General features: G+C 69.9%; 24 protein-coding genes. 18 read left to right on the forward strand and 6 right to left on the reverse strand.

Annotation, left to right across the window (positions count from 1 at the left end; translation table 11 throughout):
- Positions 1-227: 227 nt before the first annotated feature.
- Positions 228-2,378, forward strand: a complete 2,151-nt coding sequence (rho, locus tag F0L68_RS20995) for a transcription termination factor Rho (RefSeq protein WP_149851334.1) — start codon at positions 228-230, stop codon at positions 2,376-2,378.
- A 160-nt stretch (positions 2,379-2,538) separates the two neighbouring features.
- On the opposite strand, the gene F0L68_RS21000 is transcribed toward rho, so the two are convergent.
- Positions 2,539-3,042, reverse strand: coding sequence for a CHAP domain-containing protein (locus F0L68_RS21000; RefSeq protein ID WP_149851335.1), 504 nt, complete (start codon positions 3,040-3,042; stop codon positions 2,539-2,541).
- A 115-nt stretch (positions 3,043-3,157) separates the two neighbouring features.
- Positions 3,158-3,568, reverse strand: a complete 411-nt coding sequence (locus F0L68_RS21005) for a hypothetical protein (protein ID WP_149851336.1) — start codon at positions 3,566-3,568, stop codon at positions 3,158-3,160.
- A 275-nt stretch (positions 3,569-3,843) separates the two neighbouring features.
- On the opposite strand from F0L68_RS21005, the gene rpmE reads away from it, so the two are divergent.
- The 15 genes from rpmE to F0L68_RS21080 all read left to right on the forward strand — a co-directional run bounded on the left by rpmE (position 3,844) and on the right by F0L68_RS21080 (position 16,735).
- Positions 3,844-4,056, forward strand: coding sequence for a 50S ribosomal protein L31 (rpmE, locus tag F0L68_RS21010; protein WP_149851337.1), 213 nt, complete (start codon positions 3,844-3,846; stop codon positions 4,054-4,056).
- 105 nt (positions 4,057-4,161) lie between these two features.
- On the forward strand, positions 4,162-5,244 hold the full coding sequence (prfA, locus tag F0L68_RS21015; protein WP_276313871.1) for a peptide chain release factor 1: 1,083 nt from the start codon (positions 4,162-4,164) through the stop codon (positions 5,242-5,244).
- Between the two features lie 79 nt (positions 5,245-5,323).
- Entirely contained in the window at positions 5,324-6,187 is an 864-nt protein-coding gene (gene prmC / locus F0L68_RS21020) for a peptide chain release factor N(5)-glutamine methyltransferase (protein ID WP_149851338.1), read from the forward strand.
- Positions 6,188-6,289: 102 nt separating this feature from the next.
- Complete coding sequence (locus tag F0L68_RS21025; protein ID WP_149851339.1) at positions 6,290-6,940, forward strand: L-threonylcarbamoyladenylate synthase; 651 nt, start codon at positions 6,290-6,292, stop codon at positions 6,938-6,940.
- Between the two features lie 100 nt (positions 6,941-7,040).
- Complete coding sequence (locus tag F0L68_RS21030) at positions 7,041-8,195, forward strand: glycosyltransferase family 4 protein (protein WP_438672302.1); 1,155 nt, start codon at positions 7,041-7,043, stop codon at positions 8,193-8,195.
- 226 nt (positions 8,196-8,421) lie between these two features.
- A complete protein-coding gene (locus tag F0L68_RS21035; protein ID WP_149851341.1) occupies positions 8,422-8,898 on the forward strand; it encodes a Cg1360 family ATP-synthase-associated protein in 477 nt (158 codons plus the stop codon).
- Positions 8,899-9,192: 294 nt separating this feature from the next.
- A complete protein-coding gene (gene atpB / locus F0L68_RS21040; protein ID WP_149851342.1) occupies positions 9,193-9,972 on the forward strand; it encodes a F0F1 ATP synthase subunit A in 780 nt (259 codons plus the stop codon).
- 67 nt (positions 9,973-10,039) lie between these two features.
- Positions 10,040-10,267, forward strand: a complete 228-nt coding sequence (locus F0L68_RS21045; RefSeq protein WP_149851343.1) for an ATP synthase subunit C-like protein — start codon at positions 10,040-10,042, stop codon at positions 10,265-10,267.
- Positions 10,268-10,295: 28 nt separating this feature from the next.
- Complete coding sequence (locus tag F0L68_RS21050) at positions 10,296-10,847, forward strand: F0F1 ATP synthase subunit B (RefSeq protein WP_223198994.1); 552 nt, start codon at positions 10,296-10,298, stop codon at positions 10,845-10,847.
- A gap of 3 nt (positions 10,848-10,850) precedes the next feature.
- Positions 10,851-11,681, forward strand: coding sequence for a F0F1 ATP synthase subunit delta (locus tag F0L68_RS21055; protein WP_149851344.1), 831 nt, complete (start codon positions 10,851-10,853; stop codon positions 11,679-11,681).
- A 62-nt stretch (positions 11,682-11,743) separates the two neighbouring features.
- Positions 11,744-13,390 (forward strand): F0F1 ATP synthase subunit alpha, encoded by a 1,647-nt coding sequence (atpA, locus tag F0L68_RS21060; protein WP_149851345.1) that lies wholly within the window; start codon positions 11,744-11,746, stop codon positions 13,388-13,390.
- 8 nt (positions 13,391-13,398) lie between these two features.
- Entirely contained in the window at positions 13,399-14,334 is a 936-nt protein-coding gene (locus F0L68_RS21065; RefSeq protein ID WP_149851346.1) for a F0F1 ATP synthase subunit gamma, read from the forward strand.
- A gap of 1 nt (position 14,335) precedes the next feature.
- Positions 14,336-15,763 carry a F0F1 ATP synthase subunit beta gene (gene atpD / locus F0L68_RS21070; protein WP_438672303.1) on the forward strand — a complete coding sequence of 476 codons (1,428 nt, stop codon included), beginning with the start codon at positions 14,336-14,338 and terminating at the stop codon, positions 15,761-15,763.
- 144 nt (positions 15,764-15,907) lie between these two features.
- Positions 15,908-16,273 (forward strand): F0F1 ATP synthase subunit epsilon, encoded by a 366-nt coding sequence (locus tag F0L68_RS21075; RefSeq protein WP_149851348.1) that lies wholly within the window; start codon positions 15,908-15,910, stop codon positions 16,271-16,273.
- Between the two features lie 30 nt (positions 16,274-16,303).
- The gene (locus F0L68_RS21080; protein WP_149851349.1) at positions 16,304-16,735 is read left to right on the forward strand and encodes a DUF2550 domain-containing protein; all 432 of its coding nucleotides are present in this window, start codon (positions 16,304-16,306) and stop codon (positions 16,733-16,735) included.
- A 25-nt stretch (positions 16,736-16,760) separates the two neighbouring features.
- Here the strand turns inward: F0L68_RS21080 and F0L68_RS21085 are convergent, their stop codons facing one another.
- On the reverse strand, positions 16,761-17,333 hold the full coding sequence (locus F0L68_RS21085) for a cob(I)yrinic acid a,c-diamide adenosyltransferase (protein WP_149851350.1): 573 nt from the start codon (positions 17,331-17,333) through the stop codon (positions 16,761-16,763).
- A gap of 99 nt (positions 17,334-17,432) precedes the next feature.
- Here F0L68_RS21085 and murA point away from each other — a divergent pair, with 99 nt between their 5' ends.
- Positions 17,433-18,701, forward strand: a complete 1,269-nt coding sequence (gene murA / locus F0L68_RS21090) for a UDP-N-acetylglucosamine 1-carboxyvinyltransferase (RefSeq protein ID WP_149851351.1) — start codon at positions 17,433-17,435, stop codon at positions 18,699-18,701.
- Positions 18,702-18,764: 63 nt separating this feature from the next.
- Here murA and F0L68_RS21095 read toward each other — a convergent pair whose 3' ends face one another.
- Entirely contained in the window at positions 18,765-19,067 is a 303-nt protein-coding gene (locus F0L68_RS21095) for a hypothetical protein (RefSeq protein WP_149851352.1), read from the reverse strand.
- A gap of 153 nt (positions 19,068-19,220) precedes the next feature.
- Between F0L68_RS21095 and F0L68_RS21100 the strand changes: the two genes are divergently transcribed.
- On the forward strand, positions 19,221-21,236 hold the full coding sequence (locus F0L68_RS21100; RefSeq protein WP_149851353.1) for a protein meaA: 2,016 nt from the start codon (positions 19,221-19,223) through the stop codon (positions 21,234-21,236).
- A gap of 111 nt (positions 21,237-21,347) precedes the next feature.
- Here the strand turns inward: F0L68_RS21100 and F0L68_RS21105 are convergent, their stop codons facing one another.
- Positions 21,348-22,478 (reverse strand): SPFH domain-containing protein, encoded by a 1,131-nt coding sequence (locus tag F0L68_RS21105; RefSeq protein WP_149851354.1) that lies wholly within the window; start codon positions 22,476-22,478, stop codon positions 21,348-21,350.
- Positions 22,479-22,486: 8 nt separating this feature from the next.
- Positions 22,487-22,717: an NfeD C-terminal domain-containing protein gene (locus F0L68_RS21110; RefSeq protein WP_149851355.1), complete on the reverse strand. Its 231-nt coding sequence runs from the start codon at positions 22,715-22,717 to the stop codon at positions 22,487-22,489.
- Between the last annotated feature and the right edge of the window lie 85 nt (positions 22,718-22,802).

Raw genomic sequence — 22,802 nt, forward strand, 5'->3', positions numbered from 1 at the left:
ATCTCCTGCTGCGAAGCGACTCTGTGCCGTATGGGCGGGGTCGACGCTGACAGGTACCCGATCGCCGTGATGACCGAGAAGTCCCGTGTCGGCGTTCCCCGTCGTTCGTGTGCACAACGCCCTCGTCGAGGTCCGCTCTCACCGGGCGAACGTGCCGTTCCGCGTTCCGTCGGACGGCAGGTCCGCTGGGCCGCGTAGGAGGCGCGGTTCGGTCAGGAAGGACATGTGTGAGCACCACAGATTTGTTGAGCAGCGAGGCCGTTTCCGCTGCCACCAGCGTTGGCCAGGCAAAAGCGGCCAAGATCGCAACCGATTCCAAGGAGAGCACGCTGACCACCCCATCCAACGGCAGCTCGCCGCGCCGTCGTGCCGGCCTGTCGGGCATGGTGCTCGCTGAGCTCCGGGAACTCGCCGGCACGCTCGGGATTACCGGCACCACGGGCATGCGTAAGGGCGATCTGATCGCCGCGATCAAGGAGCGGCAGGGCGGCACCTCCAGTCGGGGCAGTGCCGCGACGACGCCGTCCGCTCCGGTCGCCGAGGCGGCCCCCGCGCCGGCGAAGGCTGAGCGGTCCTCGGCCAAGTCCGCCGCGAAGGCCCCCCAGCAGCAGCTTTCGGTGCTCGACGCGCCGGCCGAGCGGGCCGCAGAGCCCGCCGCGCCCGCCGCCGACCGGCCGGCCGAGGCCGCAGCACCCGCTGTCGAGCGCGCTGGCGGCTCCGACGAGGACGGCAGCCGCCGCAACAACCGTCGGCGTCGTTCCTCCGGCCGCGCGGCCGGCAGCCCGGACGCGGCCGAGGCCGCGGCACCGCGCCAGGGCGGCGCCCCGGCCGCCGAGCAGCGCCCGGCCGCCGACACCGCCGTGAAGCAGGACGAGCGGCAGCCGGAGCGCCAGGAGCGCACCGACCGTCAGCAGGGCGAGCGGCAGCAGGGCGACCGTCAGCAGGGCGAGCGCCAGGAGCGGTCCAACGACCGCCAGGGCCGCCAGCAGGGCAACCGCCAGGAGCGCAACGACCGCGGCGACCGCAACGAGCGCCAGGACCGGCAGGAGCGCAACGAGCGCAACGCCGACCGCGCCAACGAGCGCCCGAACGGTCCGGACGACGACGACGAGGACGGCGGACGTCGGCGCGGCCGGCGCTTCCGGGACCGTCGTCGTCGCGGCGGCCGTGAGGACGTCAACGAGCGCGGCGGCCGGGGCGTTGGCGGCGGCGGTGGCGACACCGAGGTCCGCGACGACGACGTGCTGCTGCCCGTCGCCGGCATCCTGGACGTGCTGGAGAACTACGCCTTCGTGCGCACCTCCGGCTACCTCGCTGGCCCGAACGACGTCTACGTGTCGCTGTCGCTGGTCCGCAAGTACGGCCTGCGCCGGGGCGACGCCATCACGGGCGCGGTGCGTCAGCCGCGCGACGGCGAGCAGCAGCGGCAGAAGTTCAACCCGCTGGTGCGCGTCGACAAGATCAACGGGATCGACCCGGACGAGGCTCGGAACCGGCCGGAGTTCACCAAGCTGACTCCGCTGTACCCGAACGAGCGGCTGCGTCTCGAGACCGAGCCGCACATCCTCACCACCCGCGTCATCGACCTGGTGATGCCGGTCGGCAAGGGGCAGCGCGCGCTGATCGTGTCGCCGCCCAAGGCCGGCAAGACCTCGGTGTTGCAGTCCATCGCCAACGCGATCGCGACGAACAACCCCGAGTGCCACCTGATGGTCGTGCTCGTCGACGAGCGGCCTGAAGAGGTCACCGACATGCAGCGGTCGGTGAAGGGCGAGGTCATCGCCTCCACCTTCGACCGCCCGCCGTCAGACCACACCTCGGTCGCCGAGCTGTCCATCGAGCGGGCCAAGCGCCTGGTCGAGATGGGCTTCGACGTGGTCGTGCTGCTCGACTCGATCACCCGGCTTGGTCGTGCCTACAACCTGGCGGCGCCGGCGTCCGGCCGAATCCTGTCCGGTGGTGTCGACTCGACCGCGCTGTTCCCGCCGAAGCGTTTCCTCGGCGCGGCGCGCAACATCGAGAACGGCGGCTCGCTGACCGTGTTCGCCACCGCGCTGGTGGAGACCGGCTCCGCGGGTGACACGGTGATCTTCGAGGAGTTCAAGGGCACCGGCAACGCCGAGCTCAAGCTCGACAGGAAGATCGCGGACAAGCGGACCTTCCCCGCGGTGGACGTGGACCAGTCCAGCACCCGTAAGGAGGAACTGCTGCTCTCTCCGGACGAGCTGGCGGTCAACCACAAGCTGCGCAGGGTGCTGCACGCCCTGGACAGCCAGCAGGCGATCGAGCTGCTGCTCGACCGGCTGCGCAAGAGCCGCACCAACATCGAGTTCCTGATGCAGGTCGCGAAGACCACGCCGGGTGCCGGCGAGGACTGAGCACACTGACATATGTGGGCCCCTGACGCTCGGCGTCAGGGGCCCACATGCGTTTCGAGGGCTGTGCCGGTGAGGGCGGTGTGTTGGGCGCTGTGCGACGGAGCCGGGACGGGGCGCGTCCCGACGCCGAGGTGAGAGGCAGTGTCCTCAGCGTCGAAATCTAGGGGCGGGGGCGGGCGGGCGGGGTCCAGCCCCGGTAGTTGGAGAAGTAGCTGTAGCCGCCCTGCGACCTGGTCACGTGGCCGATGGCCCCGTTGACGCTGGTGGCGTAGAAGCCGCCGTTGCCGTCGGAGATGCCGACGTGGCCCCACGCGCTGATGTTCCAGTACACGAACGCGCCGGCCGGCGGGTTGCGGTCGCCGGGGTGCTTGGGGCTGGCGCCGTTCCAGTGCGCGTTGGCCGAGGCCCAGACGCCGGAGGTGCCGTAGGAGACCTCGGCGGCCTTCTCGCAGTAGTGCTGGTAGGCGGTGCTGCCGAGGTGGTTCTGATACCACTGGACGGCGCCGGACGGGGTGCCGTCGCCGGCCGCGTGCGGTGCGACGACGGCGGCCGAGGTGTCGGTCAGCGGGGCCGCGTTGCCGGTCAGGGGGCTGGCGAGCAGGGCGGCTGCGGCGATCGCGGCGATCGCGGTCGCCGAGCCGAGTCGATGCAGAGAGAGTTTCACTAACTTCCTCCGGATATGGTTGGCAGGTAACCATTCGGTCAAGAAGCTAGTGATTGCCGGGTCCGGTGTCACTCGACCGGTTGGCCCAAGTCGCGTGGCATGGACCGGCGCCAGGTCAGGCGCCGCAGCCCGTGGTGAGCCTGCCGTCCTCGCCCTCGGCGACCCTGCGCCGGCTTCGCACCGACTCCACCACCAGCAGCACCGTCGCCGGCATGCCAATGGCCAGCGCGAGCGGCGTCGGCAGCCGCACGCCGTCGAGCGCGACCCCGGCCGCGAGCACCACGGCCAGGTACGGCCAGCGCAGCCAGCGGCGCTGCCAGGCTGCCGCCCAGCTGACGTTGTCGCTGACTGCGGCGGTCACCGCGGTCGCCGCCCCGAACACGGCGACCGACAGCGAGACGTGCCAGCCGAGGCCGCCGAGCGCCGCGCCGGCCAGCGCGGTGAGCGTCAGCACGGAGGCGGCGAACAGCAGCGGCACCGCCAGCCACATGGACACGGCGAGTGGGCGTCGAGTCGCGCACAGCACGCGGACAGTGTGGGGGCACTCGGGTGGGATTCGCTGCCTTCGTCCCGGCGAACGGCTTTCTCCTGCGGCAAACGGCCTACCAGGAGCGCCAAACGGTCACGAACGGGTGACGTGCGCCACTACCCGTAGAGCCGAGTCCAGGTGGGAACAACCGGGGCCGAGGGCGTGTTTTCATCCCTGTCGGGCCATCTGGCAGACTAGTAGGTCGAGTCCGGCTCCGGTTCACCCCCACGACCGAAGGGGGATCCGGCGGCCGCTGAGAAAGGGACGAGACATTGAAGACTGGCATCCACCCCGAGTACAAGGACACCCAGGTGACCTGTGGCTGCGGGAACTCCTTCACCACGCACAGCACCAAGGCGAACGGGACCATCCACGTCGAGGTCTGCTCGAACTGCCACCCGTTCTACACCGGCAAGCAGAAGATTCTGGACACCGGTGGCCGGGTCGCGCGCTTCGAGGCTCGCTACGGCAAGCGCAACAAGTGAAGTTGAGCTAGCGACGTTCACGGCGCCCGCCCGAGCACACCGTGCCGGGCGGGCGCCGTCGTCGTTTCTCGACCAGGTGCGACCCATGCAGGAGACGGAGCATTCGTGACCCGACCGGTGTCTGACGCGCTCGACTCGATGCTCGCCGAGCACGCCGAGCTCGAGCGGCAGCTGGCCGACCCCTCCGTGCACGCCGACCAGGCGAACGCGCGGAAGCTGGGGCGCCGCTACGCCCAACTGACCCCGATCGCCCGCACCGTGCGCGAGCTGGAGCAGGTGCACAACGACCTCACCGCGGCACGGGAACTCGCCGCCGAGGACGAGAGCTTCGCCGCCGAGGCCGAGGAGCTGGCCCAGCGCGTGCCCGTGCTGGAGAGCCGGCTCACCGAGCTGCTGCTGCCGCGCGACCCGCACGACGGCTCCGACGTGGTCATGGAGATCAAGTCCGGCGAGGGCGGCGAGGAGTCCGCGCTGTTCGCCGGCGACCTGCTGCGGATGTACCTGCGCTACGCGGAACGGCACGGCTGGAAGGCCGAGGTGCTCGACGGCACCGAGTCCGAGCTCGGCGGCTACAAGGACGTCACGGTCGCCATCAAGGGCAAGGCCGACGACACCGACGGCGTCTGGGCGCGGCTCAAGTTCGAGGGCGGCGTGCACCGCGTGCAGCGCGTCCCGGTGACCGAGTCGCAGGGCCGCATCCACACCTCCGCGGCAGGCGTGCTGGTGTTCCCCGAGGCCGAGGACGTCGAGGTGGACATCGACGAACGGGACCTGCGGGTGGACGTGTTCCGCTCCTCCGGCAAGGGCGGCCAGGGCGTCAACACGACCGACTCGGCGGTGCGCCTCACCCACCTGCCGACCGGGATCGTGGTGTCCTGCCAGAACGAGCGCAGCCAGCTCCAGAACAAGGCCCGCGCCATGGTGGTGCTCAAGGCCAGGCTGGTCGCGCTGGCCGAGGAGAAGGCCCAGCAGGAGGCCTCCGCCGCGCGGCGCGGCCAGATCCGCACCGTCGACCGGTCCGAGCGGGTGCGCACCTACAACTTCCCGGAGAGCCGCATCTCCGACCACCGGGTCGGCTACAAGGCGCACAACCTCGACCAGGTGCTCGACGGCGACCTCGACAACGTGCTGGACGCCCTCGCCGAGGCCGACCGCGCGGAGCGACTCGCCGCGAGCACCGGAGCATGACGCGGGCCTCGTTCGGGAGAGGCGACTCGCCGCTAGCACCGGGGCATGATCGAAGGGTTGGCGTGACAGGGTGAGCACCGTGACCCGACAGCCGCTTCGCCTCGCCGTCATGGAGGCCGAGCGCATCCTGACCAAGGCCGGTGTGGACAGTCCGCGCGTGGACGCCGAGCTGCTCGCCGCGCACGTGCTCGGCGTCGAGCGGACCCGCCTGCCGCTGGTGCCGCTCGTTGACCAGTCGACCGTGGAGACGCTGCGCCAGCTGGTGTTGGAGCGCGCCAAACGGGTGCCGTTGCAGCACATCACCGGGTGGGCGCCGATGGGCGCGATCACCGTGGACGTCGGCCCCGGCGTGTTCGTGCCGAGGCCGGAGACCGAGCTGCTGCTCGAGTGGGCGCTGACCGCGCTGCGCGGCGTGGCCAACCCCGTCGTCGTCGACCTGTGCACCGGCTCCGGCGTGCTGGCGCTCGCGCTGGCCAACGCGCGGCCGGACGCGGTGGTGCACGCCGTCGAGCGCGACACCAACGCGCTGGCCTGGGCGCGGCGCAACGCCGACGCGCGCGCGGCGGACGGCGACACCCCGATCCGGCTGCACTCCGGCGACATCGCCGACCCCGGCCTGCTGATCGACCTGGACTCCTCGGTTGACGCGGTGCTGTGCAACCCGCCGTACGTGCCCGCCGGCACCCCGGTGCAGCCGGAGGTCGGCGAGCACGACCCCGAGGCCGCGGTGTTCTCCGGGGCGGACGGCCTCGACGCGATCCGGCACGTGGTCACCTGCGCGGCGCGGCTGCTGCGGCGCGGCGGCGTGGTCGCTATCGAGCACGACGACAGCCACGGCGAGACGGCTCCCGCGCTGCTCATCGGCCGGCGCGTGCTCACCGACGTCGTCGACCACCTCGACCTGGCCGGCCGGCCCCGCTTCGTCACCGCCCGCCGCGCCTGAGGGCGCCGAGCACCGGGCAATCAGGTCATAGCGGTCGTTGCCGGGCGCTACTTCCGGCGGGTGCGTCGTCGGGGCGCAGCGCCGCGTGCCAGGATCACTGCCGTGAGTACGGTCTATGACTCCAGCCGGCCGGACAGTCGCGCGGCGGGGCTCGCCGCGGCAGCAGGCGCGGTGCGCTCGGGACGCCTCGTCGTGCTGCCGACCGACACCGTCTACGGGATCGGCTGCGACGCCTTCGACGCGTCGGCGGTCCGTTCCCTGTTGGAAGCCAAGGGGCGGGGCCCGGACATGCCGGTCCCGGTGCTGGTCGGCTCCTGGAGCACCATCGACGGCCTGGTGCTGACCGTGCCGAGGCAGGCCCGCCAGCTGATCGAGGCGTTCTGGCCGGGTGGCCTGTCCATCGTGCTGCCGCACGCGCCCTCGCTGGCCTGGGACCTCGGCCAGACCAGGGGCACCGTGATGCTGCGGATGCCGCTGCACCCCGTCGCGATCGAGCTGCTGCGCGAGATCGGCCCGATGGCGGTCTCCAGCGCCAACCGCACCGGGCAGGCGCCGCCCGCCACGGTCGAGGACGCCCGCGCACAGCTCGGCGACTCCGTGCCGGTGTACCTGGACGGCGGTCCGTCCGGCGAGAACATCGCCTCGACGATCGTCGACCTGACCGGCGACGAGCCCGTGGTGCTGCGGGCGGGCGTGGTGTCGGTGGCCGAGGTGTCCGAGGTGCTCGGCGTCGAGGTTCAGGTCGCCGGCTAGGTCTTGTTCCGTGCGTCGCGCCGAACCGAGTTCGGCCGAGGCAACCGTGTCCGAACTCGTCGCCGCTCACCCGGCCTACCCGAGGGGTTAACCTCAGATCGTGGGCCCGTTGCCTGCATCATCGTCAGCCGGCCTGCCAGTCCGGGAGTACGTCCTCGTCGCCCTCACGGCGGCCGTGGTCACCTTCCTGCTCACAGGTCTGGTCAGGCTGCTCGCCTTCCGCGTCGGCGCGGTGGCCTATCCCCGCTCGCGCGACGTGCACGTCAAGCCGATGCCACGGATGGGCGGCGTCGCGATGTACGGCGGCGTGCTGATCGGCATGCTGCTCGCGCAACACCTCCCGGTGCTGCGCCGCGCGTTCGACTTCTCCAACGACCCGACGGGCGTGATCATCGCCGGCGGCGTGATCGTGCTGGTCGGCGCGCTGGACGACCGGTTCGAACTCGACTCGCTGACCAAGCTGGCCGGGCAGATCACCTCGGCCGGCATCCTGGTGCTGTTCGGCGTGCAGTGGGTGATCTCCTGGGTGCCGTGGGGCGGCGACAACGGCGGGTCGCTGCTGGTGCTCGACCAGAACCAGGGCGCGCTGCTGACCGTGCTGCTGACCGTCACGATGGTCAACGCGATGAACTTCGTGGACGGGCTGGACGGGCTCGCCGCCGGCATCGGGCTGATCGCGGCGACGGCGACCCTCGTGTTCTCCCTCGGCCTGCTCGACAAGTCCGGCGGCGAGGTCACCTCCTACCCGCCCGCGCTGATCGCGGCGACGCTCGCCGGCGCGTGCCTCGGCTTCCTGCCGCACAACTTCCAGCCCGCGCGGATCTTCATGGGCGACTCCGGCTCGATGCTGATCGGGCTGATGCTCGCCGCGTCGACGACCTCAGCCTCGGGCAAGCTGAACATCAACTACGGCGGCAAGGACGCGCTCGCGCTGCTCTCCCCGTTGATCGTGGTCGCCGCCGTGCTGTTCGTGCCGCTGCTCGACCTGCTGATGGCGGTCGTGCGCAGGACGCGTCGCGGCGAGAGCCCGTTCGCGGCGGACAAGATGCACCTGCACCACCGGTTGTTGGAGATCGGCCACTCGCAGCGCAGGGCCGCGCTGCTGATCTACCTGTGGGCCGCGATCCTCGCGTTCGGCGCGGTCGCCGTCACGCTGGTGGACGTGCAGGTGGTCGCCTGGGTGATGGGCATCGGCCTGCTGGTGGCCGTGATCGTCTCGGTCGTGCCGAGGATCCGCGAGTCCAGAAGGTCCTGACCTCGGCGTTTGTCGAGCTCGTCGGGCACACAGAGGTGCTGACACGATGACTGTCCGACGGAGTGACGCCCAGCCGGCGCCTCGCCGCGTTGTCGTCGCCCCACATGGCTCCGCCATGAGGGGCTCCTCCGCCTTGCGACGCACTCGCCTGGACGTCACTCCCAGTCGAACGCCATCGTGTCAGCACCTCTTACACTTGGTGGACCAATACCTCTGGAAGGGCGTCATGACCAAGAACGAGCCCGGCGGGGCCGCAGCGATTCCGACGACCCACGCCGGAGCCGTGCTGACCTACGCCGACGCGATGCTGCGCGCCGCGTTGTGGCCGGGTCTCGCGGTCGCCGTGGTCGGGATCGTCGTGTCCACTGTGGTCACTGGAGTGCCCGGTCTGGTCGGCGGCGCCATCGGCGCGGGTTTGGCTCTTGGTGGCTCGCTGTTCACCTTGTACATGATGCGGCGCAGCGCGGAACTCCAGCCGATGATGCTCATGGGCGTCGCGCTGGGCAGCTTCTTTGCCAAGCTGATCGCGCTGTTCATCATCGCGACGCTGCTCAAGGGCGTGTCCTGGTTGAACGCGCGTTCCCTTGCGTTCACCATGTTGGCGACGTTCGCGGTGTGGACCTACTTCGAGGTGCGCGGGTTCCGCAGCGCTAAGGTGCCGACGCTGATCATGCCGCCGAGCGACGCGGACCCCGACGCCTAACCAGTACGGCCGTACGCCGTTCCGGTTCGGGCTGCTATTCTGCGCCCAACGGTTCGAGTGCTGGAGCGACTCGGCGGTACCCCCTGCGGAGGCTGGGGAGACCGAGGCGCCCAGACCCTGCTCGGTCCGTACTCACTTACCGATGGTGGGCGGCGCGCATGCGTGCTGCTCAGCTCCCTGGTAGGTGGAGGTCGCCTCCAAGTGTCCGAACCACGTCAGGTACGTTACGTCCTGATCGTGACGATTCCCCCGGCGGTGTGAACGCCGGCCGGGAGAACCGGAAGGAGCCCAGAGTTGGGCAGGCTGTTGCTGGCCGAGAGTGACTCCTACGTCGCGCCCGGCCCACAGAGCTTCGACTACCCGGCGATCTTCGGCGGCGTCACCAAGCCGATGGTCCAGATCGCGCTCTCCGTGATCATCGTCGCCGTCTTCTACCTGACCGCGTCCAGCCGGCTCAAGCTGGTGCCGGGCAAGTTCCAGTTCCTTGCCGAGTCGGCGTACAGCACGGTGCGCAACTCCATCGGCGGGGAGAACATCGCCCGCAAGGACCTGCGGCCCTACATCCCGCTGCTGCTGACGCTGTTCAGCTTCATCCTGGTGAACAACCTCTTCGGGTTCATCCCCTTCTTCCAGCTCCCCACCATGGGGCACATCGCCTTCCCGATGGGCCTGGCGGTGTTCGTCTGGCTGCTGTTCATCTTCGTCGGCATCAGGCGCCACGGGTTCGGGCACTACTTCGCCAAGACGCTGGTTCCCGAGGGCGTGCCGAAGCCGGTGCTGATCCTCTACATCCCGATCGAGTTCTTCTCGACCTTCATCATGCGGCCGGTCACGCTCACGGCCCGACTCTTCGCCACGATGTTCGCGGGCCACATCATGCTGCTGGTGTTCGTCACCGGCGGTGAGTACATCCTGCTGCACGCCTCTGCCGGGGTGAAGGTCGCCGCGCCCATCGCGTTCCTGATGGCCATCGGGCTGAGCTTTGTCGAGCTGCTGATCCAGGTCCTTCAGGCCTACGTCTTCACGTTGCTGACCGCCAACTACATCGGCGGCGCACTGGCCGAAGGCCACTAGCGCCCGAAGGCCGCCAGATACCCCCCGATCCGCAGGACTTGCGGACCGAGTTGGAAAGGGAACACCCATGAGCTCCACGATCGAGATCACCAGCAAGGGCCTCGCCGCCATCGGTTACGGCCTCGCCGCGATCGGCCCCGGCATCGGTGTCGGTCTGATCTTCGCCGCCGTCATCAACGGCACCGCGCGCCAGCCCGAGGCCCAGGGCAAGCTGATGGGCATCGCGTGGCAGACCTTCGTCCTCGTCGAGGCGCTGGCCCTGCTCGGCTTCGTGCTCTACTTCCTCGCGGGCTGACCAGAGAAATCTCGGGTAGGGAGACGCCGTGCTGCACACCCAGCTCATTCTTGCTGCCGAGACGCAGCCGAACCCGGTCCTGCCGAACCCGGCAGAGATCATCATCGGGCTGATCGCCTTCTTCATCCTGCTGTACATCATCACGAAGAAGGTCGTTCCTCGTTTCGAGGCGCTCTATGCCGAGCGCAGCGCGAAGATCGAGGGCGGGATCGAGAAGGCCGAGCAGGCGCAGGCTGAGGCGCAGCGCGCGCTTGAGCAGTACCGGGCGCAGCTCGCCGAGGCCCGTGCCGAGGCCGCCCGCATCCGCGACGACGCCCGCCTGGAAGGCGTGCAGATCGTGGACGAGATGCGGGCGCAGGCACAGGCCGAGTCCGAGCGCATCGTGGCCCAGGGCCAGGCCCAGCTCGACGCCCAGCGTGCCCAGATCGTCGCGGAACTGCGCGGCGACCTCGGTCGCATGGCCGTCACGCTGGCCGAGCGCGTGGTGGGCGAGTCCCTTGAGGACGAGACCCGCAAGCGCGGCACCGTGGACCGTTTCCTCAACGAGCTGGACGCCGTCTCGGCGCCGGCTGGCAAGTAGAGGATCACGATGACGTTCCACGCCGCGAGTCGCGAAGCCCTCGTCGCCGCCGAACTGCGGTTGATCGAGGTCATCGACGGCGCCAAGGCCGACGCGCTGAGCACGCTCGGCACGGACCTGTTCGGGGTCCTCGACCTGCTCAGCCGCGAGTCGACGCTGCGCAGGACGCTCGCCGACGCGTCATCCGAGCCGGCCGCCCGCGCACGTCTGCTGCGCGGGCTGCTGGAGGGCAAGGTCAGCGCCTCGGCGTTGGACGTGCTCGACTCGGTGGTCACCGCGCGCTGGTCCAACCCGCGCGAGTTCTGCGACGGCATCGAGTCCCTGTCCCGCACCGCGCTGCTGGCGCGGGCCGAGCGGGACGGCCGGCTGGACTCCGTCGAGGACGAGCTGTTCCGGCTCGGCCGCATCGTGGCCGGCCAGCCCGACCTCGAACTGGTGCTGTCCAACCCGACCGGTGACCGCGCCGGCAAGCTCGCCCTGATCGACGGGCTGCTCGCCGGCAAGGTCGAGCCGGTCACCGCCACCCTGGTCGAGCAGTTGGTCGGCCTGCCCCGCGGTCGCAGGATCGTCGAGGGTCTCGAGGAGCTTGCCGGCCTGGCCGCCAAGCGCCGCGAGCGGTCGATCGCCTACGTGCAGTCGGCGGTCGCCCTCACCGACGCCCAGGAAGACCGTCTGTCCGCCACCCTGACCCGGATCTACGCCAGGCCGATCGCCCTGCACGTCGAGGTGAAGCCCTCGCTCGGCGGCGGCCTGGTGATCAGGATCGGTGACGAGGTCGTCGACGGCAGTGTGGCAGGACGGCTGGACGCCGTCCGTCGCGAGCTGGCCGGCTGACCACACCGGAACCGCGGCTGCCAAAGCCCCTTTCCCAAGAACGAAGCGAGAGCAGGAACGACATGGCGGAGCTGACGATCTCGTCGGACGAGATCCGCAGTGCGATCGAGAACTACGTCTCCAGCTACTCCCCGGACGTGAGCCGGGAAGAGGTCGGCACCGTCTCTGACACCAGTGACGGCATCGCCCATGTCGAGGGCCTGCCCTCGGCGATGACCAACGAGCTGCTGGAGTTCCCCGGCGGCGTCCTCGGCGTCGCGCTCAGCCTGGAAGCGCGCGAGATCGGCGCCGTCGTGCTGGGTAACTACGAGGACATCGAGGAGGGTCAGGAGGTCAAGCGGACCGGGCAGGTGCTGTCCGTGCCCGTCGGCGACGGCTTCCTCGGCCGCGTCGTGAACCCCCTCGGCCAGCCGATCGACGGCCTCGGCGACATCGTCGCCGACGACCACCGCGCGCTGGAGCTCCAGGCCCCCTCCGTGCTGCAACGGCAGCCGGTCAAGGAGGCCATGCAGACCGGTATCAAGGCCATCGACGCGATGACCGCGATCGGCCGTGGCCAGCGTCAGCTGATCATCGGCGACCGCAAGACCGGCAAGACCACGGTCTGCGTCGACACGATCCTCAACCAGCGCAAGAACTGGGAGACCGGCGACCCGAAGCAGCAGGTCCGCTGCGTCTACGTCGCGATCGGCCAGAAGGGCTCCACCATCGCCGGCGTGAAGGCGGCGCTGGAGGAGGGCGGCGCGCTGGAGTACACCACCATCGTGGCGGCCCCGGCGTCCGACTCGGCCGGCTTCAAGTGGCTCGCCCCCTACACCGGTTCGGCCATCGGCCAGCACTGGATGTACCAGGGCAAGCACGTCCTGATCGTGTTCGACGACCTGACCAAGCAGGCCGAGGCGTACCGCGCGATCTCGCTGCTGCTGCGTCGCCCGCCGGGCCGCGAGGCCTACCCCGGCGACGTCTTCTACTTGCACTCCCGTCTGCTGGAGCGCTGCGCGAAGCTGTCCGACGAGATGGGCGGCGGCTCGATGACCGGCCTGCCGATCATCGAGACGAAGGCCAACGACGTGTCGGCCTACATCCCGACGAACGTCATCTCGATCACCGACGGCCAGTGCTTCCTGGAGTCCGACCTGTTCAACGCGGGTGTCCGGCCGGCGATCAACGTCGGTATCTCGGTCTCCCGAGTCGGTGGCTCCGCCCAGATGAAGGCGATGCGGAAGGTTTCCGGGTCGCTGCGACTGGACCTGTCGCAGTACCGTGAGCTGGAGGCCTTCGCGGCCTTCGCCTCGGACCTCGACGCGACGTCCAAGGCGCAGCTGGAGCGCGGCAGCAGGCTGGTCGAGCTGCTCAAGCAGGCTCAGTACTCGCCGGTGGCCGTCGAGGAGCAGGTCGTGGCGATCTACCTCGGTACCTCGGGGCACCTCGACTCGGTGCCGGTCGCCGACGTGCGCCGGTTCGAGCAGGAGTTCATCGACCACGTGCGTCGCTCGCACGAGGGCATCCTGACCGAGATCCGGGAGTCCAAGGACCTCTCCAAGGACAACGAGGAGCGGATCGTCAACGCCGTGAACTCGTTCAAGGAGCAGTTCACCGCGTCCGACGGCTCCTCGGTGGTCAACGAGCCCGCCGCGACCGCGATGGACGCCGACCAGGTCGGACAGGAGTCGGTGAAGGTCAGCCGGCCCGCTCCGGCCAAGAAGTGACGTAGGCCATGGCCGCACAGATTCGCGAACTTCGCGTACGGATCCGCTCGGTCCAGTCGACCAAGAAGATCACCAAGGCACAGGAGCTCATCGCCACCTCGCGCATCGCCAAGGCGCAGGCCCAGGTGGCCGCCTCGCAGCCCTACGCCCAGGAGATCACCAACGTGCTCTCCGAGCTGGCTGACGCGGCGTCCAACCTGGACCACCCGCTGCTGGTGGAGCGCAAGGAGCCCAAGCGGGCTGCGGTGCTGGTGGTGACCGCCGATCGCGGGCTGTGCGGTGGCTACAACGCCAACGCGCTGCGGGCGGCGGAGGAGTTGCAGGCGCTGCTGCGCAGCGAGGGCAAGGAGCCTGTGCTCTACGTCATCGGTCGACGGGGCGTCAACTACTACAAGTTCCGCAACAGGCCGATCGCCGGGCAGTGGACGGGCTTCTCGGAGCGCCCGCACTACACCGACGCGGTCAACGCCGGTGAGGCGCTGGTGCAGGCCTTCCTGGCCGGCGCCGACGACAACGGCGACGCGCCCGGCCCCGACGGCGTGCTCGGCGTCGACGAGCTGCACGTGGTCTACACGCAGTTCGAGTCGATGCTCACGCAGAAGGCCGTGGCCAAGCGGATCGCGCCGATGGAGGTGGAGTACTCGTCGGAGACCGGCGGGCTCCGCTCCTCCTACGAGTTCGAGCCGAGCGCCGAGAAGCTGCTCGAGGCGCTGCTGCCGAAGTACATCAACACCCGGCTGTTCGCCGCGCTGTTGGATTCGGCGGCGTCGGAGTCAGCGGCCCGTCGGACGGCGATGAAGGCGGCGACGGACAACGCTGACGAACTGGTGCGCACGCTGAGCAGGCAGGCGAACCAGGCTCGTCAGGCCCAGATCACCCAGGAGATCAGCGAGATCGTCGGTGGCGCCAGTGCGCTTACCGGTGGCGCAGGAAGTGATGAGTGACATGAGTACTACTGCCACCACCACCCGCACCGGCCGTGTGGTTCGGGTGATCGGTCCGGTTGTCGACGTGGAGTTCCCGCGCGACTCGGTGCCCGAGCTGTTCAACGCGCTGCACGCCGAGATTTCCTTCGAGGCTGTGGCCAAGACCCTGACCCTGGAAGTCGCCCAGCACCTCGGCGACAACCTGGTCAGGACCATCTCCATGCAGCCGACCGACGGTCTGGTGCGCGGCACGACGGTCAGCGACACCGGCCGGGCCATCTCCGTGCCCGTCGGTGACGCCGTCAAGGGCCACGTGTTCAACGCCCTCGGCGACTGCCTCGACGCGCCGGGCACCGGTCGCGACGGCGAGCAGTGGTCCATCCACCGCAAGCCGCCGGCCTTCGACCAGCTCGAGGGCAAGACCGAGATCCTGGAAACGGGCATCAAGGTCATCGACCTGCTCACCCCGTACGTCAAGGGCGGCAAGATCGGCCTGTTCGGCGGCGCGGGCGTTGGCAAGACGGTGCTCATCCAGGAGATGATCACCCGTATCGCCCGCGAGTTCTCCGGCACGTCGGTGTTCGCCGGTGTCGGCGAGCGCACCCGTGAGGGCAACGACCTGCTGCTGGAAATGGACGAGATGGGTGTTCTCCAGGACACCGCCCTCGTCTTCGGGCAGATGGACGAGCCGCCGGGCACTCGTATGCGGGTGGCGCTGTCCGCGCTGACCATGGCGGAGTACTTCCGCGATGTGCAGAACCAGGACGTGCTGCTGTTCATCGACAACATCTTCCGGTTCACCCAGGCGGGCTCGGAGGTGTCCACCCTGCTGGGCCGGATGCCGTCCGCCGTGGGTTACCAGCCGACGCTGGCCGACGAGATGGGTGAGCTCCAGGAGCGCATCACCTCGACCCGTGGCCGGTCGATCACCTCGCTCCAGGCGATCTACGTGCCTGCGGACGACTACACCGACCCGGCCCCGGCGACGACCTTCGCCCACCTGGACGCGACGACCGAGCTTTCTCGGCCGATCTCGCAGAAGGGCATCTACCCGGCGGTCGACCCGCTGACCTCGACCTCCCGCATCCTGGAGGCCTCGATCGTCGGCGCCGAGCACTTCCGGGTCGCCAACGAGGTCAAGCGGATCCTCCAGAAGTACAAGGAACTCCAGGACATCATCGCCATCCTGGGTATGGACGAGCTCTCCGAGGAGGACAAGCTCCTCGTCGGCCGCGCCCGTCGCATCGAGCGGTTCCTCGGCCAGAACTTCCTGGTCGCGGAGAAGTTCACCGGTCAGCCCGGCTCGGTCGTGCCGATCAAGGACACCATCGAGGCGTTCGACCGAATCTGCAAGGGCGAGTTCGACCACTTCCCGGAGCAGGCCTTCTTCAGCATCGGTGGCCTCGACGACGTCGAGGCAGCCGCGAAGAAGCTCGCCGCCAAGTAGGTCGGCAACGCGTGACCGAGGGGCCGGGGTCCACTGTGGACTCCGGCCCCCCGGTGCATGACCGGCACCGGTGTGCCGGGATGCCCGGCAGGGCACGCGCCGGACCGTTTAGACTGTTAGTGACGACCGACGAAGGAGAAGCCCGTGGCTGAGATGTCCGTCCAGCTGGTCGCCGTCGAGCGCCGCCTGTGGTCCGGCACGGCCAACATGGTGGTCGCCAAGACGACCGAGGGCGAGATCGGCATCCTGCCAGGTCACGAGCCCACGCTCGGTGCGCTGGTCGAGGGCGGCGTCGTCAAGATCCACACCACGGACGGCGAGATCGTGTGCGCCGCGGTGCACGGCGGGTTCCTCTCGATCACCGCCGACGGGGTGAGCGTGCTCGCCGAGTCCGCCGAGCTGGCGCACGAGATCGACGTAGAGCAGGCCCGCGCCGACCTGACCCACGCCGACGAGGTGGAGCGCGCGAGAGCACTTGCCCGACTCCGTGCCACAGGGCACTCGGCCTGAGACCCGGCGACGGAACGAGCGGGCGCGGCCGTGGGGATCGCCGAGATCGTCGGACTGGTCCTGTTCGTGGTGGCGCTTGCGCTCGGACTGCTCGCCTGGCGGCGGCTCCGGCTGCTGCGCGCGGGCGGCGTGCACGTCGCGTTGCGCCGCACCGTTGACGAGGCCGGCCGGGGCTGGCATCTCGGCGTCGGCCACTACCGGGGCGACCAGTTCGTCTGGTTCCGGGTGCTGAGCCTGCGGTCCGGCCCGAGCCAGGTGATCCTCCGGGACGGCCTGGAGATCGCCACCCGCCGCGAGCCGACCAGCCCGGAGACCTATGCCATGCCCGTCGGCTCGATCGTGCTCCGCTGTAGCGGAACCTCGGGTGACGTGGAGATCGCGATGGGCCCGGACGCGCTGACCGGCTTTCTTTCCTGGCTGGAGTCAGCGCCTCCGGGCCGAGCTGTTCCCTGGGCCTCCTGAGCGGCCTGCCGGCTAGGCGTTCGCGCTAGGCGTTCGCGCCGGGCTGCCAGAGCACGTCGCCGTCGGGGTTCGCCACCCGCGCGAGGATGAACAGCAGGTCGGACAGCCGGTTGAGGTACTTGGCGGTCAGCACGTTGGTGTGCTCGGCGTCCGCCTCAAGCAACGCCCAGGTGCTGCGCTCCGCGCGCCGCGCGATCGTGCGGGCCTGGTGCAGCAGCGCGGCCCCCGGCGTGCCGCCGTTGAGGATGAACGAGTCGAGCTTGCCGAGCCGTGCGTTGAACTCGTCGCACCAGCCTTCCAGGCGGTCCACGTAGCCCTGGGTGACCCGCAGCGGCGGGTACTTGGGGTCGGGGACGATCGGGGTGCACAGGTCGGCTCCGACGTCGAACAGGTCGTTCTGGACCGCCTGCACGACGCCGTGCAGCTCCTCGGTGAGCGAGCCGAGCGCGAGGGCGACGCCGAGCGCCGCGTTCGTCTCGTCGACGTCGGCGTAGGCGACGATGCGCGGATCGGTCTTGGGCACCCGGGAGAAGTCGCCCAGCCCAGTGGTCCCGTCGTCGCCGACGCGGGTGTAGATCTTGGTCAGGTGCACGGCCATGAATCGACTCTAGTGCGGGCGACCCACCGCCCGTCTCGGCACCGATTCAGGCCCTCCGTAGGATTGCGCGCGGGGGCGACACGCAGCGAGGAGTACTTGGTGAGCGAGCATTTCCGGGTTAACGGCGGCGCGCGCCTGGTCGGCGAGGTGGACGTCGTCGGCGCGAAGAACAGCGTGCTCAAGCTGATGGCGGCGGCGCTGCTCGCCGAGGGCACCACCACCCTGACGAACTGCCCGGAGATCCTGGACGTCCCGCTGATGGCGGACGTGCTGCGCAGCCTCGGCTGCGAGGTCGTCATCGACGGCGACACCACCGTGATCACCACCCCGGCCGAGCTGAGCCACCGCGCGGACTCGGCGTCCATGGGCAAGCTGCGCGCCTCGGTGTGCGTGCTCGGGCCGCTGGTCGGCCGCTGCAAGCGCGCGGTCGTCGCGCTGCCCGGCGGCGACGCGATCGGCTCCCGGCCGCTGGACATGCACCAGAGCGGGCTGCGCCAGCTCGGCGCGTCCAGCTCGATCGAGCACGGCTGCGTGGTCGCCGAGGCCGAGGACCTGCACGGCGCGCAGATCTGGCTGGACTTCCCGAGCATGGGCGCCACCGAGAACATCCTGATGGCCGCCGTGCTCGCCGAGGGCACCACGGTGATCGACAACTCGGCGCGCGAGCCCGAGATCGTCGACCTGTGCATGATGCTCCAGCAGATGGGCGCCAAGATCGAGGGCGCCGGCACCTCGACGCTCACCGTGCACGGCGTGCCGTCCCTCCAGCCGACCACGCACCGGGTGATCGGCGACCGCATCGTCGGCGCGACCTGGGCGTTCGCCGCGGCGATCACCAGGGGCGACATCCGGGTGCGCGGCGTCGACTCGCACCACCTCGACCTGGTGCTGGAGAAGCTGAGGCTGGCCGGCGCCGAGGTCACTCTGTTCGACGACGGTTTCCGCGTGGTGCAGCACGACCGGCCGACGTCGGTGGACTTCGTGACGCTGCCCTACCCGGGGTTCGCGACCGATCTCCAGCCCTTCGCGATCACGCTGTCCGCGGTGTCCGACGGCACCTCGATGATCACCGAGAACCTGTTCGAGTCGCGGTTCCGGTTCGTCGAGGAGATGGTGCGGCTCGGCGCGGACGCCCGCACCGACGGTCACCACGCCGTGGTGCGGGGCGTCGAGATGCTGTCCAGCGCGCCCGTGTGGGCCTCCGACATCCGGGCAGGCGTCGGCCTGGTGCTGGCCGGCCTGCGCGCGGAGGGCGTCACGGAGGTGTGGGACGTGTTCCACATCGACCGCGGCTACCCGCAGTTCGTGGAGAACATGCGCCGCCTCGGCGCGGACGTCCAACGCGTCTCCGCACCCCCGGAGCGCTGATCCCGCTTGTCATGAAGGGTCCCTTCAGGACACTCAGTGTCCTGAAGGGACCCTTCATGACATTCAGACGCTGCCGCTGAGCAGGAGGCGGGCGTTGGCCTCGTCTGCCGGGAAGACCAGGACGCGGTGGGCTCCGTTGTCGCCGCGAGCCGTGGTGGCGCGGATGCCGGCCGCGCGCAGCCGGGTCCGCAGCACCTGGGCGGCGGCCTCGGTCGGCACGATGGCGACCTCGCGGAGCAGGCCGTAGCCGTCGGAGTCCCGGCCCGTCGGCACGGCGGTGCGATCGTTGCCGAAGGTCCATCGCAACACGAAGGACAGCAGCCCGACGACGGCAAGGGCGAGCACGAACGCGGACCACGGCGCCATGTGTCCATCGTGCGCCGTCGGGGCACCCGATGCCATCCTCTCCTTGCACCAGTCTTGGCGTCCCGGCTTCGATTAAGTGACCGACGGCACGCCAACGCCTTGTTACCCACCAGTACGCTGGGCGCGTCAAGTCCGTGGCCCTGGGAGGTTGCTGTGCCGTACCCGGCAGACCGTGAGCGGGACCGCCCCTGGGTGATGCGCACCTACGCGGGACACTCGTCCGCCGCGGCATCCAACGAGCTGTACCGCAGGAACCTCGCGAAGGGGCAGACCGGCCTCTCGGTCGCGTTCGACCTGCCGACCCAGACCGGCTACGACCCCGACCACGAGCTGGCCAGGGGCGAGGTCGGCAAGGTCGGCGTGCCGGTCAGCCACATCGGCGACATGCGCCAGCTGTTCGACCAGATCCCGCTCGCCGAGGCCAACACCTCGATGACGATCAACGCGACGGCCATGTGGCTGTTCGCGCTCTACGTCAGCGTGGCGCAGGAGCAGGCCGAGGCGGCCGGCCAGGACGTCGGCGAGGTGCTGGCGAAGCTGGCCGGCACCACCCAGAACGACATCATCAAGGAGTACCTGTCCAGGGGGACCTATGTGTTCCCGCCCGCGCCGAGCATGCGGCTGATCACCGACATGGTGGCGTGGACGGTCTCCACCGTGCCGAAGTGGAACCCGATCAACATCTGTAGCTACCACCTCCAGGAGGTCGGCGCGACGCCGGTCCAGGAGGTCGCCTACGCGATGTGCACCGCGATCGCGGTGCTCGACACCGTGCGCGACTCGGGCCAGGTGCCGCCGGAGCGGTTCGGCGACGTGGTCGCGCGCATCTCCTTCTTCGTCAACGCCGGCGTGCGGTTCGTCGAGGAGATGTGCAAGATGCGGGCGTTCGGCGCGCTCTGGGACGAGATCACCCGGGAGCGCTACGGCATCACCGACCCCAAGCAGCGCCGGTTCCGGTACGGCGTGCAGGTCAACTCGCTCGGCCTGACCGAGGCGCAGCCCGAGAACAACGTGCAGCGCATCGTGCTGGAGATGCTGGCGGTCTCGCTGTCCCGCGACGCGCGGGCCCGCGCCATCCAGCTGCCGGCGTGGAACGAGGCGCTCGGCCTGCCGCGCGCCTGGGACCAGCAGTGGGCGCTGCGCATGCAGCAGGTGCTCGCGTACGAGACGGACCTGTTGGAATACCAGGACATCTTCGACGGCTCGCACGTGATCGAAGCCAAGGTGGACGAGATCGTGCGCGGCGCGCGCGAGGAGATCGACCGCGTGCAGGCGATGGGCGGCGCGGTCGCGGCCGTCGAGAGCGGTTACATGAAGTCCAGCCTGGTCGGCTCGATGGTGGAGCGCCGACGCAGGGTGGAGTCGGGCGAGGACGTCGTCGTCGGCGTGAACCGCTTCGACACCACCGAGGCCAGCCCGTTGCAGGCCGAGGGCGCGAAGGCGATCGAGACCATCGACCCCGCCGTCGAGCGGCACGCGGTCGAGGCGATGCGCGAGTGGCGCGCCGGCCGCGACCAGGCTTCGGTCGACGCCGCGCTGGACGGGCTGCGCGAGGCGGCGAAGACCGAGGCGAACCTCGTCGACGCGACGATCGCGTGCGCGCGGGCCGGGGTGACCACCGGCGAGTGGTCCCAGGCGCTGCGGGAGACCTTCGGCGAGTACCGGGCACCGACCGGGGTGTCCGGCGCGGCCGGTTCCGGCGAGGCGGCGGCCGGGTTGGCGCAGGTGCGCGACCGGGTCAGGGCGACCGGCGAGGAGATCGGGGAGCGGCTGCGCATCCTGGTCGGCAAGCCGGGGCTGGACGGCCACTCCAACGGCGCGGAGCAGATCGCCGTGCGGGCCCGCGACGTCGGCTTCGAGGTCGTGTACCAGGGCATCCGGCTGACCCCGGCGCAGATCGTGTCGGCCGCCGTGCAGGAGGGCGTGCACGTCGTCGGCCTTTCGGTGCTGTCCGGCTCGCACCTCGAGGTCGTGCCGGCCGTGGTGGCCGGGCTGCGCGAGGCCGGCGCCGAGGACGTGCCGGTGATCGTCGGCGGCATCATCCCGCCGGAGGACGCCGAAGCCCTGCTGCGGCAGGGCGTAGCGCGGGTGTTCACGCCAAAGGACTACGACCTCACCGCGATCATGAACGGCATCGTCGACGTGGTCCGCGAGGCGCACGGCCGCTGAGCCGGGTGTCGTCGTGGTGTCGCGACCGTGCGATGGCGCGGCACCACGACGAACCTGCGGCGGCAGCCCCGCTCCGGGCTCCTGCCGCCGCACGTTCCGCGCGGTGACCAATCAGCCAGAGGTGATCTCGCCCCTGGACTCCTCGTCGGACTTCCCGGTCGAGGCCGAACCGAGGCCCTTCTTCACCGAGTCGAGGATCGCCAGACCCTGGCCGACCAGCCCGGCGGCGATCTCGCCGAGACCGTCCGAGCCGTTCAGGATGTTGATGTTGGCGCCGCTGAGGCCATGCGCCGCCTCCTTGACGATCTGCGGCAGCTGCTCGACGACCATCTTGTCCAGCGCGACCCGGTTGTGCGACGCGGCGGCCGCGGCCTGAATCGTCATCCGCTCCGCGTCGGCCTGCGCCAGGATGCGGATCCGCTCCGCCTCGGCCTGCGCCGGCTTGACCACCTCGGCGACCAGCTGCTGCTGCCGCAGCTCCGCCTCGCGCTGGGCCAGCTCGGTCTGCATGGCGATGACCTCGCGCTGTGCCTGCGCCTGCGCGAGCGGTCCGGCCTGGCTCGCGTGCGCCTGCGCACCGTCCACCTCGGCCTGGTACTGCGCCTGCAGGATCGAGGTCTGCCGCGCGTACTCCGCCTGCGCCCGCTGCGACTTCTGCTCGGCCTCGGCGGCGGCCTGGTTGGCCTGCGCCTGCGCGATCTTCGCCTGCCGCTGGATGGCCGCGTTGTGCGGGGCGGCCATCGCCGCGATGTAGCCGAGCTTCATATCGTCGATCGACTGGATCTGTAGCGCGTCGATGGTCAGGCCGATCGCGGCCATCTCGTCCTTGGAGCCGTCGAGCACCTCGGTGGCCAGCTTCTGCCGCTCGCGGACGATCTCCTCGACGGTCATCGAGCCCACGATCGACCGCAGGTGACCCGCGAAGATCCGGCCGGCCAGGACCTCCATCTGGTTCTGGTCGGACAGGAACCGCTGCGCCGCGTTGACGATGCTCTCCGGGTCGTTGCCGACCTTGAACGCGATCACCGCCCGCACGTACAGGGCGATGCCCTGCTGGGTGAGGCACGTCTCGGCGACCTCGGCCTCACACATCGACAGCGTGAGGAACCGGACCTTGCGGAACAGCGGGATCACGAACGCCCCGTGGCCGGTGACGACCCGGAACGGGCTGCCGCCCGCGCGCCCCTTGCCCCCCGAGATCAGCATCGCCTGGTCGGGCGCGGGAACCTTGTAACCGAACATGATGTCTCCTAGTTCGCGATGTGTCCTGGGGAGACGGGCGGCTCAGTCCAGGCGACGACGTGCACCTTGCGCGGGCCAAGGTCTTCCACGACCAACACGGTCGTGCCCTTGGGCAGCGGTTCGTCCGACCACGCCAGGTAGGTCTCGGATCCCCCACGAATCCGCAGACGCACTTCCCCCGGTCCGGCGAGCCCACGCGTGCCGAACGTGAGTGCACCGGTGTAGCCGACGACGCTCATCGCCTATCGACCCCCACTCCCTCGCCTCAGCCAGGATGTTGCTGGAGCCTGGCACGACGGCCAGGGGCCGGACAGTGTTTCTAAG

The sequence above is a fragment of the Solihabitans fulvus genome, assembly GCF_008386585.1.
Lineage (GTDB): Bacteria > Actinomycetota > Actinomycetes > Mycobacteriales > Pseudonocardiaceae > Solihabitans > Solihabitans fulvus.